The sequence below is a fragment of the uncultured Oscillibacter sp. genome (genome assembly GCF_950073225.1).
GTDB lineage: Bacteria > Bacillota > Clostridia > Oscillospirales > Oscillospiraceae > Oscillibacter.
The window spans coordinates 1-14,067 of record NZ_CATMPS010000028.1; the positions used below are offsets into that span (position 1 = coordinate 1).

At 60.9% G+C, this 14,067-nt stretch carries 14 protein-coding genes and 5 pseudogenes; 11 read left to right on the forward strand and 8 right to left on the reverse strand.

All coding sequences use genetic code 11. The features are described from left to right. Nucleotides 1–108: pseudogene (locus Q1M04_RS12130) on the forward strand (IS5/IS1182 family transposase); the annotation flags it as partial. Between the two features lie 174 nt (nucleotides 109–282). On the opposite strand, the gene Q1M04_RS12135 reads toward Q1M04_RS12130, so the two are convergent. The 6 genes and pseudogenes from Q1M04_RS12135 to Q1M04_RS12160 all read right to left on the reverse strand — a co-directional run. Continuing rightward, a complete protein-coding gene (locus Q1M04_RS12135; RefSeq protein ID WP_300447981.1) occupies nucleotides 283–975 on the reverse strand; it encodes a DUF4366 domain-containing protein in 693 nt (230 codons plus the stop codon). A 120-nt stretch (nucleotides 976–1,095) separates the two neighbouring features. Then, nucleotides 1,096–1,218 (reverse strand): annotated as a pseudogene (locus Q1M04_RS12140) (DUF4315 family protein); the annotation flags it as partial. A gap of 2 nt (nucleotides 1,219–1,220) precedes the next feature. Further along, nucleotides 1,221–1,673 carry an XF1762 family protein gene (locus Q1M04_RS12145; protein ID WP_300447958.1) on the reverse strand — a complete coding sequence of 151 codons (453 nt, stop codon included), beginning with the start codon at nucleotides 1,671–1,673 and terminating at the stop codon, nucleotides 1,221–1,223. Further along, nucleotides 1,667–2,410 (reverse strand): phosphoadenosine phosphosulfate reductase, encoded by a 744-nt coding sequence (locus tag Q1M04_RS12150; RefSeq protein ID WP_300447984.1) that lies wholly within the window; start codon nucleotides 2,408–2,410, stop codon nucleotides 1,667–1,669. The genes Q1M04_RS12145 and Q1M04_RS12150 overlap by 7 nt, the downstream gene beginning before the upstream one ends. Before the next feature lie 125 nt (nucleotides 2,411–2,535). Continuing rightward, a pseudogene (locus Q1M04_RS12155) lies at nucleotides 2,536–3,795 on the reverse strand (VirB4-like conjugal transfer ATPase, CD1110 family); the annotation flags it as partial. A 21-nt stretch (nucleotides 3,796–3,816) separates the two neighbouring features. Further along, a pseudogene (locus Q1M04_RS12160) lies at nucleotides 3,817–4,623 on the reverse strand (DUF6017 domain-containing protein); the annotation flags it as partial. Between the two features lie 262 nt (nucleotides 4,624–4,885). Here Q1M04_RS12160 and Q1M04_RS16205 point away from each other — a divergent pair. The 7 genes and pseudogenes from Q1M04_RS16205 to Q1M04_RS12190 all read left to right on the forward strand — a co-directional run. Then, nucleotides 4,886–5,380, forward strand: a pseudogene (locus tag Q1M04_RS16205) (reverse transcriptase N-terminal domain-containing protein); the annotation flags it as partial. A 124-nt stretch (nucleotides 5,381–5,504) separates the two neighbouring features. Next, nucleotides 5,505–5,903, forward strand: coding sequence for an AzlC family ABC transporter permease (locus Q1M04_RS12165; RefSeq protein ID WP_297998906.1), 399 nt, complete (start codon nucleotides 5,505–5,507; stop codon nucleotides 5,901–5,903). Continuing rightward, the gene (locus Q1M04_RS12170) at nucleotides 5,894–6,229 is read left to right on the forward strand and encodes a branched-chain amino acid transporter permease (protein WP_297998908.1); all 336 of its coding nucleotides are present in this window, start codon (nucleotides 5,894–5,896) and stop codon (nucleotides 6,227–6,229) included. Before Q1M04_RS12165 ends, Q1M04_RS12170 begins: the two co-directional genes overlap by 10 nt. 76 nt (nucleotides 6,230–6,305) lie before the next feature. Beyond that, nucleotides 6,306–6,839 carry a DUF6512 family protein gene (locus Q1M04_RS12175; protein ID WP_297998910.1) on the forward strand — a complete coding sequence of 178 codons (534 nt, stop codon included), beginning with the start codon at nucleotides 6,306–6,308 and terminating at the stop codon, nucleotides 6,837–6,839. 130 nt (nucleotides 6,840–6,969) lie between these two features. Further along, the gene (locus Q1M04_RS12180; RefSeq protein ID WP_243413915.1) at nucleotides 6,970–7,695 is read left to right on the forward strand and encodes a 5-bromo-4-chloroindolyl phosphate hydrolysis family protein; all 726 of its coding nucleotides are present in this window, start codon (nucleotides 6,970–6,972) and stop codon (nucleotides 7,693–7,695) included. A 36-nt stretch (nucleotides 7,696–7,731) separates the two neighbouring features. After that, a complete protein-coding gene (locus tag Q1M04_RS12185) occupies nucleotides 7,732–7,941 on the forward strand; it encodes a hypothetical protein (protein WP_295755768.1) in 210 nt (69 codons plus the stop codon). Beyond that, nucleotides 7,934–9,097, forward strand: a complete 1,164-nt coding sequence (locus Q1M04_RS12190) for a toxic anion resistance protein (RefSeq protein ID WP_297998913.1) — start codon at nucleotides 7,934–7,936, stop codon at nucleotides 9,095–9,097. The genes Q1M04_RS12185 and Q1M04_RS12190 overlap by 8 nt, the downstream gene beginning before the upstream one ends. Nucleotides 9,098–9,152: 55 nt before the next feature. Here the strand turns inward: Q1M04_RS12190 and Q1M04_RS12195 are convergent, their stop codons facing one another. Beyond that, nucleotides 9,153–9,401, reverse strand: a complete 249-nt coding sequence (locus Q1M04_RS12195; RefSeq protein ID WP_297998915.1) for a hypothetical protein — start codon at nucleotides 9,399–9,401, stop codon at nucleotides 9,153–9,155. 70 nt (nucleotides 9,402–9,471) lie between these two features. Between Q1M04_RS12195 and Q1M04_RS12200 the strand changes: the two genes are divergently transcribed. Beyond that, nucleotides 9,472–9,708, forward strand: coding sequence for a helix-turn-helix domain-containing protein (locus tag Q1M04_RS12200; RefSeq protein WP_297998917.1), 237 nt, complete (start codon nucleotides 9,472–9,474; stop codon nucleotides 9,706–9,708). Between the two features lie 4 nt (nucleotides 9,709–9,712). Next, a complete protein-coding gene (locus Q1M04_RS12205; protein ID WP_297998918.1) occupies nucleotides 9,713–10,645 on the forward strand; it encodes a hypothetical protein in 933 nt (310 codons plus the stop codon). A 209-nt stretch (nucleotides 10,646–10,854) separates the two neighbouring features. Here the strand turns inward: Q1M04_RS12205 and Q1M04_RS12210 are convergent, their stop codons facing one another. Next, nucleotides 10,855–11,721, reverse strand: a complete 867-nt coding sequence (locus Q1M04_RS12210; RefSeq protein ID WP_297998921.1) for a DegV family protein — start codon at nucleotides 11,719–11,721, stop codon at nucleotides 10,855–10,857. 266 nt (nucleotides 11,722–11,987) lie between these two features. Between Q1M04_RS12210 and recJ the strand changes: the two genes are divergently transcribed. After that, nucleotides 11,988–14,066 carry a single-stranded-DNA-specific exonuclease RecJ gene (gene recJ / locus Q1M04_RS12215; RefSeq protein WP_297998923.1) on the forward strand — a complete coding sequence of 693 codons (2,079 nt, stop codon included), beginning with the start codon at nucleotides 11,988–11,990 and terminating at the stop codon, nucleotides 14,064–14,066. The last annotated feature ends 1 nt before the right edge of the window (nucleotide 14,067 follow it).

A 14,067-nucleotide genomic window follows, 5' to 3' on the forward strand; every position in this document is an offset into this window, starting at 1 on the left:
CTGAAACGTTGGAGAGGTATTGCCACTCGTTATGCCAAAACCTCGGATGCTTTTATCGCCGCGGTACACGTCCGTTGTATCGCTATTTGGGCTGCTATCCGTACTTAATTCGTGTAGACACTATCTAAAGAAAAGACAGGTGCCAAATGTGGCAACTGTGGGTGTGACTTGACATTTGAAAATGACGCTGGTGGCGGCTTTTGTAGGGAATGTCAAGAAGAAATTGATTCCAGAGATTGATTGTGTATGGCTCGCTGTTTGCTCAACAGCGGGCCATACGCCTCATTCGTCCTCTTGTTCATCCTCCGGCTCGTCCTCGTCGTCAAAGTCGTATTCGGACAGGTCAGTGCTGCCGGACACATCGGCTTTGGGCTTGCGGAACTTGAAGTAGTACAGCGCCCCGCCGCCGCCAGCCAGGGCCACGATCAGCAGCACCAGCAGACCGCCCACGCCGCCCTTGTTCTCCTTGGCCGGGAGTTCGGGTTCTTCCGGCTCCTGCGGCTCCGGCGCTTTCCCGGCGCAGGCGGTCATATTGTTGGCGCAGACGGGGCAGGCGGTATTGACGGCCCCGGCCTCACATTTCACTGTGCAGGCGCAGACAGCGGGCGGTTCTTCCTCTACCTCCATCAGCGCCAGCAAGTCGGCCTCGTCCACCTGATTGAGAAAATGCACTGTGTTCTCGCCGTCCCCGGCCCGGTCAATGATGATGTAAAAATAGTTGCCGGTCTTGGAAACAACGGTGATAAACTGCTTATCCTCGGATGCCTCGCCGTCGATGTCGTCCACCAGGGATAGATTGCCCTCCGGGGTCAGGGGCTTGGTGTCAGGCGTGGACACCACTTCCCCGGTCGGCTCGGTGGGTATGACCTCCCCTTCCTCGTCGCCGCCCCCGGCAAAGGCCGTCGTGGTGAACATAGCCGCAGACAGGCCCACAGCCAGAATGACAGAGAGAAAACGAATAATTTTATTCCTCATGGCCGGTGTCCTCCTTTTCGTGATAGGGCGTCGTAGGGTGGGGGCGGTCTGCAAGGCCCCGCCCCGCAGGAACGCCGCAAATTCCTCCCTCGTCATGTTCATGCCCCGGACAAGCTGGATGATCTGCAAATTCTCCTGTTCGGTTTTTTGCCCCTCCAGCTCCCGAAGCTGCTTGTTGTACTCCGCGATCTTGGACTTCACTTTCTGGATGTCCTTTTCGATGCGGTCAAGTTTGTTCGCCATAGTCAAAACTCCTTTCCGATGGATTTTTCATAGCGGTATTTCATCTGCGCTGGGTATAAGTCCTCCTTGGGGCGGCGGTTCCCCGTCCAGCGTTTGCCGCCAGCCAGCCCAACGCACACCCAGCCAGCGGCCCGCAGACTGGCCCCGCTCTCCGTGTCCAGAATGTAGGTGACGATCTTCCGATAGCCCATCGCCCGCGCCGCCCTCCACGCTGCGGCATAGAGGAAACTGCAAGCGTTTTTCGTGCCGTCCGTGCAAAGCCGGTTGACTTCCAGAGTATGGCCGTCGTCCAGATACCGGCTGACAGGTCGGCCCACGATAGCCACGCCAGCCAGCCGCCCGGCCACGGTGCAGGCGATAGAAAACTTGTGGCCGGTGACGGGGCGGTGGTGGCGGTGATGCTGGGCGACAAAGGCGTTGGCGTCTTTCAGGGATATGGGCGTCAGCGTCAGCACGTCCCCGGCCCTCCCTCCGCCGTCCCGAACCGCTCCCGCCAGGCGTAGCTGCGGCCCAGCCCCTTGACGCTGGTAAGGTGGGGCATCGCCCTGTCCTCCATAGAGACGGCCCGCCGGTAGAGGTCGGGGTAATGCTCTTTCAACGCCAAAATCTCCGGCTGTTTCATGCTGGGGCAGAAAAAGCAGGAGGACTTGCCCGGAAGCGGCAGGCCAGCCGCCAATATCTCCCGGACGCAATCGCTCCTGTCCCATCCCCAATCTTCAATCAGGGGATAACGGTTGATGTACTTCTTGTCGGTGTTGTCGAATTTCTTGGAATGTTCGTACCGCCTCATTTCCCCGGCGTCGTAGCCCAGGAAGCGGGTGATCTTCTCCCCACGCGCCCATGCCTCCCGGCAGGGCGGATAGTGATTGCAGAATTTTTCCTGCGGCCCGATCTTGTGTTTCTGGGAACATCGCTTATGGCCGTAGGCGATGGACGGCAGGGTGCAGGAGCGCAGGCACTCCATTTCCAGGGTCAGCCGGTGGCCGCTGCGGTCGTACTTCTCTACCACTGTGATCTGCGGCATACCATGAGCAGCCAGCCAATCATCCATCGTGCGGATGAATTGATAGGTGTGGGGCTGTTCGCCGCCTGTGTCGGCAAACAAGATCAGGTCAACGGGGATGCTGTGCTTGTGAAGCCCAACAAGAACGGCGGCGCTGTTCGTGCCGCCGCCAAAGGATACGATATTGATAGATTTACCTCCAATTCTTCATATAATTTTTTAGTCCCAATTCATCAATCCGTAACCTCGGATAACGCTGCTGTTCAGGGGATAACTCTTGATCTTGCAGGCGTTTCCGCTGTTGCCCTCCACGGTATAATCATGTTGTGGGTCTTGGCGTTGACGCCGTAGTACATGGCCCCGCCGCCCTGAAAAAGCTCCTGCGTCACAAAGGGGACGAAGATTGCGGCGCTGGACGTGGTAAGGCCCCGCTGGATGTTGATATGGTTCTGCCCCAGGGGGAGGGAGGACATCAAGCCCTGCTCCTGCTGGTCGTCCAGCCGCACCAGGGCGCAGTTATACTTCTGCGCCACGCCAGCGGCCCGGAATACCTCGTTGCTCAACTTCCGCTGGGTGTCGGCCATGTTCAGGACAAGGAACGTCACCATGAAAAGACGCTCGTTCCGGGTTTGCAGCTTGGAAAGCAACTGCTTGGCGTCCGTGCCGTAGGTGGCAAGGTCGGAGGGCAAAATATCCATGTCGTAGCCGGAACGTACCGCCTTTTTCTGCTCCTGTATTTTCATGGCGTCCAGGTCGGTGATCTTCCGTTTTACCCGCTTGATGGCCTCGGTCTGCTCAATGGCCTGCACATGGAGGTTGACGACGATGCCATTTTCCGTGTTGAGGAAATCCGCCAGCATTTCATCGGACAGCTCCGGGGCCAGGATTTGCAGAAAACTCACCGCCCCGTACTTGCCGCTGATGCCGAATACCCGGCTGTTCCCGAAGCGGAGGGAGGACGGGGCGATGAAGTCCTTGGTGGACAGCCCTGCCGTGGGAAGCCATTTCCAGTCAAAGCGGAACAATTCGCCGTCCGGGTGGAAAACGCCATGCAGCACCTCCAGCCGTTCGGCCCCGTCCAGCACACGGGCGGCGGCTCCCATCATTTTGAAGTAGCCCAGCAGGTCGGTTTCGATGCGTTCCAGCCTCGCCCGCGCCGCTTTCAGATTGTCCGCCTCGATGGTGAACGTCAGATCTCCGATGATTACCCCTGCGCTCTGATTGACGACGCTTTGGGTGATGTCAAACACGCCCATGACGATGTTCCAAGTGTTGGACACGAGGATGATCGCGGCGGCGGATTTGAACACCCAGCGGAACAGCATCCAACTGTCCATGTCGTGCATACTGTTCCGTTCCGCGATAAGCTGTATCAGCTCATAGCACATGATAAGGGCGAGGATAGCCCCGGCGATGGGGACGATCACCGTTTCCGACAGGCTGCGGAGCATATTGAAAATGCCGCTGTTCCAGCCCTGCGGCGTGGCTCCCACGTCGGCGGCGATCTCCCCCACTTTGGTATTCACCGTGTCAAAAAGGCCGGTGAGGTTGCTGGTGATGCCGTCGATCAGCACACCCTTGAACCATTCTTCCAGCAGGTATTTCTTGATGTTGCGGATTTTCGTGGTGTTCTCCCGCATACAGTCCATGACGAACTCAATGTGGCCGCTGTTCAGTTTCAGCAGCTTGGCCTTTACCAGCTCGGCGGGGTAGTCGTCACCGGCCACCCGGATAGACTTGCGGGCCGTGCAGACGGTTTCCACCAGCAATTCCACGATGCCGTCCAATTCCTCCGGGTCGATTTTGGAGTGGTGCAGGAGATGGTCGTACTCGATATTCTCCTTGATGATGTCCCGATAAATCTCAACGGCGCTCTGTGTGGCCGCTTCCGTTCCTTTCCTTTCCGGCGGCGAAGCCGCAACAGCCGCCCCAGCGGGAGGGGGTGAAAGGGAGGGAAAGGAATGGGTAATTGATGGGTCTGTAATTCTTGGGTCTTTACTTTGTATATCTTTATTTAATTGCGTTGGATTTTCCAACGTAGGCTTTTCCTGCGTAGGATTATCCAATGTTGGATTTTCCAACGTAGGTAAATCCAATGCAGGCGGCGTCTGCGGCTGTTCATAGATCACATAGTCCGCACCCCGCAGCCGTCCCCGTTCGTCACGTTCCCGCGAACGGACGATGTACCCCGCCTGCTCCAACTCCCGGATAGCCTGCCGGATGGCGTCGATCTTCTCCCTGTTGATAAGGGCCAGGCCCTTTAACGTGTAATCCCAATCTTCCGGGAGTGACAGCATTTGCGACAGCAGGCCCTTGGCTTTTAGGGTCAGGTCTTTGTTCCGCAGGTGATGGTTCGACATCACCGTGTACCCCTTGTTCCTCTCCACGCGGAATACTGGCATGGTTCTCCGCTCCTTTCGGTGTCTGGACATGAAAAAACGCCGCAGACTTTTTCAAAATCTGCGGCGTTCGCCGGGGCGCAGAAACGGGCGGTGTCTTGCCGACATCGCCCGCTTTCTGTGCTGTTATTCACTTGTTTGCGCCGCCCCGTTTTCCGCTGCCCTTAAAAACATTGATTTTACTGGGTTTTCTCATGTTTTCTTATGGCAACGCCCTTAAGAACCGCTTTTTGTTTCCGATGAAAGAGCGGGATTTGAGGCGTTCATTTCATCTGGCTTTGTCGATGTCTTTCGCGCCTTTTACCCGCAGAAGGAAGGGGCTTATACATGGTGGGGACCACGCCCTAAAAGCCGCGCAGAAAACAAAGGCTCCCGGCTGGACTACTTCCTTGTTTCGGGTGAGCTGCTTACTTACATTCAGAGCGTCAAGCACCACACCTCTACGGCTGCTTCCGACCATTGCCCCATTTCTATCATCATTGGTGCAATCACCTTTCAGCAGGAAACCTCAGATGAAGATATGGCCGTCCGGTGGCACACGATAGACTGGCCAAAAATGGAGAATGAGCTTTTCCGAAAACAAAGCAAATTGGCCTTAGCTGCCTATAACCGCGATTGGGAAAACGTCAAAATCATGCAGAACGAACTGGTAGCCTCCTATGCCGCCAGGGTACTGGCTGTCCGCTTTGTCGCTGATACAAATTCAGCGGCGGGGATTGACGGCGTTAAGTTGACCAACGATGCGCAGAAAATGAAGATGGCATTATCCTTGACCCGCAGAGGATACCAACCATTACCCAACCGATACGAGAAGATCACCGAGCGCGGCAAGGAGTTGACGCTCCATATCCCTGCCGCCAGGGACAAGGCTATGCTACAAGGGCTTGGGCTGGGCCAGGTTTCCCCTGATCTACACCCTCAGCGACGAGACCTTTTCCCTGGTGTCCACCGTGGACCCGCCGGAGGGCGTAGGGCGGCGGGAGTTCTTCCTTTGTATCTCCCTGCTGGATTACAGCTATTGGGTGGGCGCCACGGCCTTGGGCGGACTGCTGGGGAGCTTTATCATGTTTGATACCACCGGCCTGGACTTCGCTCTGACGGCGCTGTTCGTGGTGCTGTTCCTGGAGCAGTGGAAGGGAAAGGAGCGCCGCCCCGCCGGGGCCGCGGGTGTCGCCTGCGCCGTCGTGAGCCTGGTTGTGTTTGGGCCGGATAACCTGGTCATCCCCGCCATGGTGATGATCCTGGCGGTCCTGTTGGGAGGGAGGAAGCTGCTATGCGCCTGACGCCGTTCGAGACCCTGGGGATCATCCTGGCGGTAGCCGCCGGGACCCAGATCACCCGCTGGCTGCCCTTTTGGCTGTTCCCGGAGAACAAACAGCCCCCGGCCTGGGTGACGGACCTGGGGAAGGTCCTGCCGGCGGCGACCATGGGGCTGCTGGTGGTCTACTGCCTAAAGGACGTGGCCTGGTCCGCCGCCCCTCATGGCGCGCCGGAGCTGCTGGCGATTTTCGCCGTGGCGGCGCTGCACCGGTGGAAGGGGAATGTACTCCTCTCCATCGCCGGAGGGACAGCGCTGTACATGGCGCTGGTGCAGTGCGTATTTGTTTGACGCATAATTTTTCCAGCCTCCGCACAGAATGGAGAGGCGGCTGTGCCGCGACTTCATCCGGGCGGAGGCTGGTTCTATGAGGCGGAAGCTGTTCTTTTGGGAGCTGGGAGGCTTTTTGTTCACCGGGGCGCTGGGGACGCTCCTCCACTTCGTCTACGAGTGGAGCGGCGGCAGCGCTCTGGCGGCCTGGTTTTCCGCCGTCAACGAGTCCACCTGGGAGCACATGAAGCTCCTCTTTGTGCCCCTGTTCCTCTTCTCCGTGGCGCAGGTCTGCCTGCTGGGGCGGAACTATCCGAACCTCCTGGCGGTCCGGGCTCTCAGCACCCTGACGGGAGCGGCCCTGATTCCCGTGCTGTTCTATACCTACACCGGTGTTTTGGGATATCACATCACCTGGGTGAACATCTCCATATTCTTCGCGGCGGACCTGGCGGCCTTTGCCCTGGATTTCGCCCTGCTCCGCCGGGGAAGGCTCTCCAGCCGCTGGATGCAGCTTCTGGGTCTGGCGCTTTTGTGGGGCCTGGCCTTCTGCTTTGTCTGGTGTACGTTCCGCCCGGTCCATCTGCCGCTGTGGCAGGACCCGGTGACGGGACTGTACGGCATTCCTTGAAAACGCCCCTTGGGGCGTTTTCGCCTTTTTGGAATTTACTGTGAATTTGTGCCCGCCCGGCTTGACCAATGGCCGTTTGGGGGATATAATATACTAACTTGCGAAACGCGCCATGAATGGAGGTCCTTCTATGACGGCCAAACGAAAGCCCGCCGCCCCCTTTTACGCCGTAGCGGCGCTGTGGCTGCTGGGCGGGCTGTTCCTGCCCCTATATTCCAATACGGCCATTGCCCTGCTGGCGGCGGTGTCGGCGGCGGTGTTCCTGCTGGTGAACGGCATCTGCCAGGGCGGGAGAGCGGCAGCCGGATCCGCCGGGACGGAGAAAAAAGAGGAGGCAAAGGCCCCCGAAAAGCCCAAGGAGGAGCCCTCCACCGGAAACCCGGAGCTGGACAAGGCGATCAAGGACGGGAAGCTGGCCCTCAGCGAGATGAAGCGGCTGGACGACAGCATCGCCGACCCCGGCGTCTCCGCCGACATCGTGCGGCTGAGCCAGGTGTCCGAAAAGATCTTCCAGGCCGTGAAGGACGACCCGGACAAGCTGCCCCAGATCCGCCAGTTTATGAATTACTACCTGCCCACCACCTTGAAGCTTCTCAACACCTACGACCGCATGAGCGGCGCGGGCGTCTCCGGGGAAAACATCGACGGCACCAAGGAAAAGGTGGAGGACATGCTGAAAACCATCGTCCGGGCCTTTGAAAAGCAGCTGGACGCCCTCTACGGCGCCGACGCCCTGGATATCTCCACGGACATCCAGGTGATGGAGACCCTGCTTGCCCGGGAGGGCCTGACGGAACCGGAGATGAAAGCGGATCCGGTTCAGGAAGACGGCACGGACATCCGGCTGGAGCTATAACCCCCGCGGAATGTAAATAAATAAGGAGGAAGCGTCATGAAAAACCGAAATCCCGTTTACCTGTTTATCTCCATCCTGGAGGGCATGCTCTCCGGAAGCTGCTTCTATCTGGCGAAGAAGGAGCGGGAGCCCCTGCACCTGGTGACCGGCTGCGTGTGGCTGGCCGTTTCCGTCCTCCATGGCATCCTGGGCATCCGGGAGGAGGAGGAACACATTCTGCTGGTGGAGGAAGACGACTATGAGTGACAATATGATTCCCGAGCTGACCCTGGACCCCGCCGCCGCGGCTCCCGTGCCGGAGCTGACCCTGGAGCCCGCCGCCACCCCCGCCGCTCCCGAGCCGGAAAAGCCGGAGGTCAAGCCCGTGGAGCTGGACGACTCCATGCTCTCCGAGGCGGAGAAAAAGGCCGTGGAGGACTTCTCCAAAAAGATCGACGTGATGGACTCCAACCTGATTCTCCAATACGGCGCGGCGGCCCAGAAGAACGTGGCGGGCTTCTCCGAAAGCGCCCTGGCCTCCGTGCGCACCAAGGACCTGGGCGAAGTGGGCAAGTCCCTCTCCGAGCTGGTGGTGGAGCTGAAGGGCTTTGGCGGGGAGGAGGAGAAAAAGGGCCTCTTCGGCAAGTTCAAGAAGGCCGGGAACAAGCTGGAGGTCATGAAGGCCCAATATTCCAAGGTCGAAAGCAACGTGGACAAGATCGTCCGGGAGCTGGAACAGCATCAGGTGACCCTGATGAAGGACGTGGCCATGTTCGACCAGATGTATGAGCTGAACCTCAAGTACTATAAAGAGCTGACCATGTATATCCTGGCGGGGAAGAAGAAGCTCCAGGAGGTCCAGGCCAACGAGCTTCCCGCCCTCCGGGCCAAGGCGGAGCAGACCGGCGCCCAGGAGGACGCCCAGCGGTACAACGACCTGGTGCAGATGTGCGAGCGGTTTGAAAAGAAGCTCCACGACCTGGAGCTGACGAGGATGATCTCCATCCAGATGGGCCCCCAGACCCGGCTGCTCCAGAACAACGACACGCTGATGGTGGAGAAAATCCAGTCCTCCCTGGTGAACACCATTCCCCTGTGGAAGAGCCAGATGGTCCTGGCCCTGGGGATGGAGCACGGCCGCCAGGCCACCGCCGCCCAGAGCGCCGTGACGGAAATGACCAACGAGCTTTTGAAAAAGAACGCCGACATGCTGAAAATGGGCACCATCCAGACCGCCAAGGAGGCGGAGCGGAGCGTGGTGAGCATCGAGACTCTCCAGCACACGAACCAGCAGCTGATCTCCACCCTGGACGAGGTGCTGAACATCCAGCGGGAGGGCGCGCAGAAGCGGAAGGAAGCCGAGGTGGAGCTGGGCCGCATCGAGGGCGAACTCCGGGCGAAGCTGATGGAGCTGCACAAATAAACGCCTATGGGCGGAACGGCCTGTAGGGGCGGACACATAGCCCCTACGGGTCCGCCTACCGGAGCTCCCGGGCCACGGAGAAGGCGGCCAGGAACATGGCTTCCAGCTCCAAGGAACGGCTGTCCTCCAGGGCCTGCTGATACCGCTCCAAAGACGCCATGTGTTCCCCGGAGAGGCCCTCCTTCAAGGCGGCGAGGTGCTTTGCCTCCAGGGATTTCGAGAGGTCGTAAGATTTGTGGTCCAGGCAGCGGGGGATGCGCTCGTTATGGGTGAAATCCATCAATAGCTGCATGAGACTGGTCATGGGGATACCTCCTATATACTAGATAAAGGTATATTAACATACCTAAATTAGGTCTGTCAAGAGGTGCATTATGCAACTACTCGCCAAACGCCTAAAAGAATTGCGGGAGGGACGCAGAATTTACCAACGGGAGTTGGCGGAAATTCTGGGTATGTCCTTCCGGGGCTATCAGAATTATGAGACAGGCCAGAGCGAACCCAAACTTGCGACCCTGATTGTTTTAGCGGACTATTACCAAGTATCCATCGACTATCTGGTGGGCCGGACGGACGCGCCGGACTTCCAGGCGGTGAAGACAGAGGAATGAGCCTATGAAATTCTTCCAAAAGCGCTCCGTGGCGGCGGTAATTATGGTCCTGGCCATCTTGACGGGCATTGCCCTGGGACAGGCGCGGAAGCCCTCCGCGCCGGAGCCGGACGGCGCGCCCTTAGACACGAGCCTGTCCACCGCCCCCTTTGAGCAGTACATCCGGGACCGGGCGGGCATCCTCTCGGCGAAAACGGAAAAGAGCCTGAGCCTTTACAACGCCAACTGGGACCGGCTGGGGAACAGCATTCTGGCGGTGGTGACGCTGGCGGAGGCCCCGGAAAATTTGGAGAGCGCCGCCTGGGACTGGGCCGGTGAGCTGGAGCTGACGGAGGACGACGCCGTCCTGGTGATGAGCGTCGGAGCCCAGGACTGCTACCTGCTTTCCAGCGGCAGGTTCTACGACCGCTTTGGGGGCCAAGAGGCCCATTACCTCAACAGCTTCCTTTTCGAGGGCTTTACGGCGGGGGATTACGACGGAGCCGTCCTGAACCTGTTCGCCCACGTCCACGGCCTCTTTGAAGGGACGGCGGAGCATGACGGCGGCGGGTATGTCCTGCTGGCGAACCTGATTCCCCTTGTGGTCCTGCTGGCGGTGCTCCTGGCGGTGCTGAGCAGCATGGACCGGATGCGCTACAACACCTGGTATGGCCGCTACGGCGGGATGCCCTCGCCGCCGGTGGTCTTCCGGCCCATCCTCTTCTGGCATGGTCCCGGGTGGTACGGACGGCGTCCGCCCCGCCCGCCCAGACCTCCCCGCCCCCCGAGAGGGCCGGGCGGTCCCTTTGGCGGCCCCTTCGGCCCCGGTCCCGGCTCCTTTGGGGGCGGGGGCTTTGGCGGCGGAGGCCGGACCGGCGGCGGCTCCTTTGGAGGCGGCCGGGGTGGAGGCTTTGGCGGAGGCCGCTCCGGCGGGGGCGGCTTTGGCGGAAGGCGCTGAACAGAATAAAGGAAGGCCCCCGGCGCAAGGTACGCCGGGGGGCTTGTATTTACAGATAGCATAGACCGCGTTGTCGTCGCTTCGGCCTGGATGACTGCCGGACTATAGAGCGCGATAAAGTTCTTTTGCTAACTTTCCCTCTTCGAGGACGTACTCCACTAAGATTTTGCTTTGCAAAATCAAGTGTCGTTACAGTCTTTCAAGAAAAGTTAGTCGAGCACCTGCACCGCCGCGCCCAGGACGCCGTCGCCGATGTAGACGCTGAGGGTCCCGTCGATCTCGCCGTCCCAGATGTGGTCATAATCCGGCAGGGCGGCGGTGAGCTTCTGCCGGACGGTTTCCATCTCGGCGGGGGCTCCACCGTTGGCCACGGCCAGGTTGTATTTCCGGTGCCCGCCGCAGCGGTCCACGGCCATGGCCACCAGCTTGTCAATGACCTGGTTCCGGCCCCGGACCTTGGCGATGGACTGGAGCTGCCCGTCGGGGGCGAAGGTGATGATGGGCTTGATTTGAAGCAGGGTCCCCGCCGTGGCGGTGACCTTGCCGATGCGCCCGCCCTTCATCAGGTATTCCAGGGTGTCCACGGAGAAGAAGGGGAAGGTGCCCGCGATGAGCTGCGGGGTCCGGCGCTCCACCAGGGTTTCCCAGTCCATGCCGTTTCGGATGTCCTCCGCCAGCTGAAGCACCGTCAGCCCCTGTCCCAGGGAGCCGCTGACGGAGTCGAAGACCTTGATGGGGAACGCGTCCCCGCTCTCCTCGGCGATGAGGCGGACCAAATTGTAGGTGCCGGAGAGGCCGCTGGAGAGCATGACGGCAATGACGCCGTCATAGCCCGCGTCCCGGATCTCCTCCAGCACGGCTCCCGCGCTCTCGGCGGAGGGCAGAGAGGTCTGGGGCAGCTCCCCGGCCTTGAGGCGGCGGTAGATGTCGGCGCTGTGGATGTCCACGCCGTCGGAATACTCCCCGTCGGCGCAGAGGATGCGCAGGGGGACGATGTAGATGTGGTTCTCCGCCGCCAGACGGGGGGACAGGTCCGCGCAGGAATCCGTCAGCAGCGCAATCTTTTGAGGGGCCACTTGTTCCCAACTCCTTTTTTTAAACGAGGCCGCCGTTCCCAAAACGGGGCGGGCGGGCTATTGGACATGCCGGAAAGGCATTACGGTCATTATCCCACAAACCGGCGAAAACTGCAAGAGCGATTTGCGGACTTTTCCAGCCTTTTCCTTCCGGGGGAAAAATATAGTGGAATCAAGAGATTTTCCCTTTACCTGCCGGGAGTTCTCTGTTATAATATACAAGTTACATTTTGTCCGAACGCCGGACCGGAAAGGAGGGCGCTCTTGTGAAGTATCAAAAGTGGAATATCGGCGCCCCCTTGGAAGAGGACGTAGCCGCCCTACGGGAGGCGGGCTACCCCTATCTCATGGCCCTGGTGCTGGCGGCCCGGGGCGTGGCCTCCCCGGAGACGGCGGCGGAATTTTTAGACCGGGACCGGAAGCTGACCCTCTCCCCCATGCTCATGCGGGACATGGACAAGGCCGTGGCCCGCATCCAAAAGGCCATCGCCGGGGGGGAGACCATCGCCGTCTTCGGGGACTACGACGTGGACGGCATCACCTCCACGGTGCTGCTGATGGACTATTTGAAAAGCTGCGGGGCCAAGTGCCTGCGCTATATCCCCCGGCGGATTGAGGACGGCTACGGCCTGTCCAAGCCCGCCATCCAGAGCCTGCGGGACCAGGGGGTCACGCTGATGATTACCGTGGACTGCGGCATCACCGGAAACGAGGAAGTGGACTTCGCGGCCTCCCTGGGTCTGGACGTGGTGGTAACGGACCATCACGAATGCAAGGAGGAGCTGCCCGCCGCCGTGGCGGTGGTGGACCCCCACCGGCCCGACTGTCCCTACCCCTTCAAGTTCCTGGCGGGCTGCGGCGTGGCGTTGAAGCTGGTGCTGGCCCTGGGGGGCGAGAACCGGGAGGACGCCCTCTTCGCCCGCTATTCCGCCCTGGCCGCCATCGGCACCGTGGCCGACGTGATGCGGATGGAGGGGGAAAACCGGGCCATTGTCGCCTGCGGCCTGGAGGCCCTGCCCCACACGGACTTTGTGGGGGTCCGCGCCCTCCTGCGGGAGGCGGGACTGGAGGAAAAGCCCGTTACCTCCATTCAAATCGGCTTTGTCCTCTCCCCCCGGATCAACGCCGCCGGGCGCATGGGGGCGGCGGACCTGGCGGCGGATCTGCTGGAGACCCGGGACCTGGCCCGGGCGGAGGAGCTGGCCCGGGCGCTCTGCGAGCTGAACCGGGAGCGCCAGGCGGTGGAGCAGGCCATCTGCGCGGACGCGGTGCGGCAGATCCAGGCCCTGCGGCAGGAGGAGCGCAGCGCCCTGGTCCTTGCCAGCGAGAAATGGCACCAGGGCGTGGTGGGTATCGTGGCCTCCCGCCTCAGCGAGAAGTACTCCTGCCCCAGCTTCATGATTCACCTGAAAGACGGCACGGGGCGGGGCTCCTGCCGGTCCTACGGCGGCTTCAACCTCTTCGCCGCCTTAGAGTCCTGCGCGGACCTGCTGGACGGCTTCGGGGGCCACGAGCTGGCCGCCGGGTTCACCATCCCGGAGGACAACATTGAGGATTTCCGGACCCGGATGAACCGCTATGTCCGCTCCGTCACCGGAGGGGAACCGCCGGTGAGCTCTCTGGAGGTGGACGCGGCGGTGTCCTCCCCCGCGGAGCTGACCCTGGAGGAGGCCGAGCAGCTGGAACGGCTGGAGCCTTACGGCGCGGGGAACCCCAGGCCCGTCTTCGCCCTGCTGGGGGCCACGGCGGAGGCCGTGCAGCCCGTGGGGCAGGGAAAACACCTGAAGCTGCGCCTGAGCAAGGGCGTCAGCCGCTTCGACGCCATCTTCTTCTCCGTCACAGCGGAGGAGTGCGGCATCGTCCCCGGCAGCCGGGTGGACGCCGCCTTCTACCTCCAGGCCAACACCTTCCGGGGAAACACGACCCTGCAATTGCAGCTGGTGGACGTGCGGCCCTCCCTCAGCCCCAGCCGCAGCGAGGCGGCGGCCCAGGCCCTTGTGGGCCGCCTGGTGCGGGGAGAGAGCCTGACCCGGCAGGAGCTGGCCCGGCTGAAGGCCAGCCCCAGCCAGTACCAGGACTGCTGGAAGGCCCTGACGGAGCTCCTCCGCCAGGGAAAAGCCCGGAAGGAGCGTCTGCCCTTCCTGCGGAGCATCGCCGCCAGAATCGGGGGAAGCGAGAGCTTTCTGCGGGCGTATCTCGCCCTGGCGGTCTTCCAGGAGCGGGGCCTGGTGTCCCTGACCAGGGAGGGCGACTGGCTGGCGATGTATTTGATGGGAGACCCGGAGGACGTGACTTGGGACGACTGTCCGTATCTTCTCCGCCTGCGGGAAAAGGAGGCGACCTGAG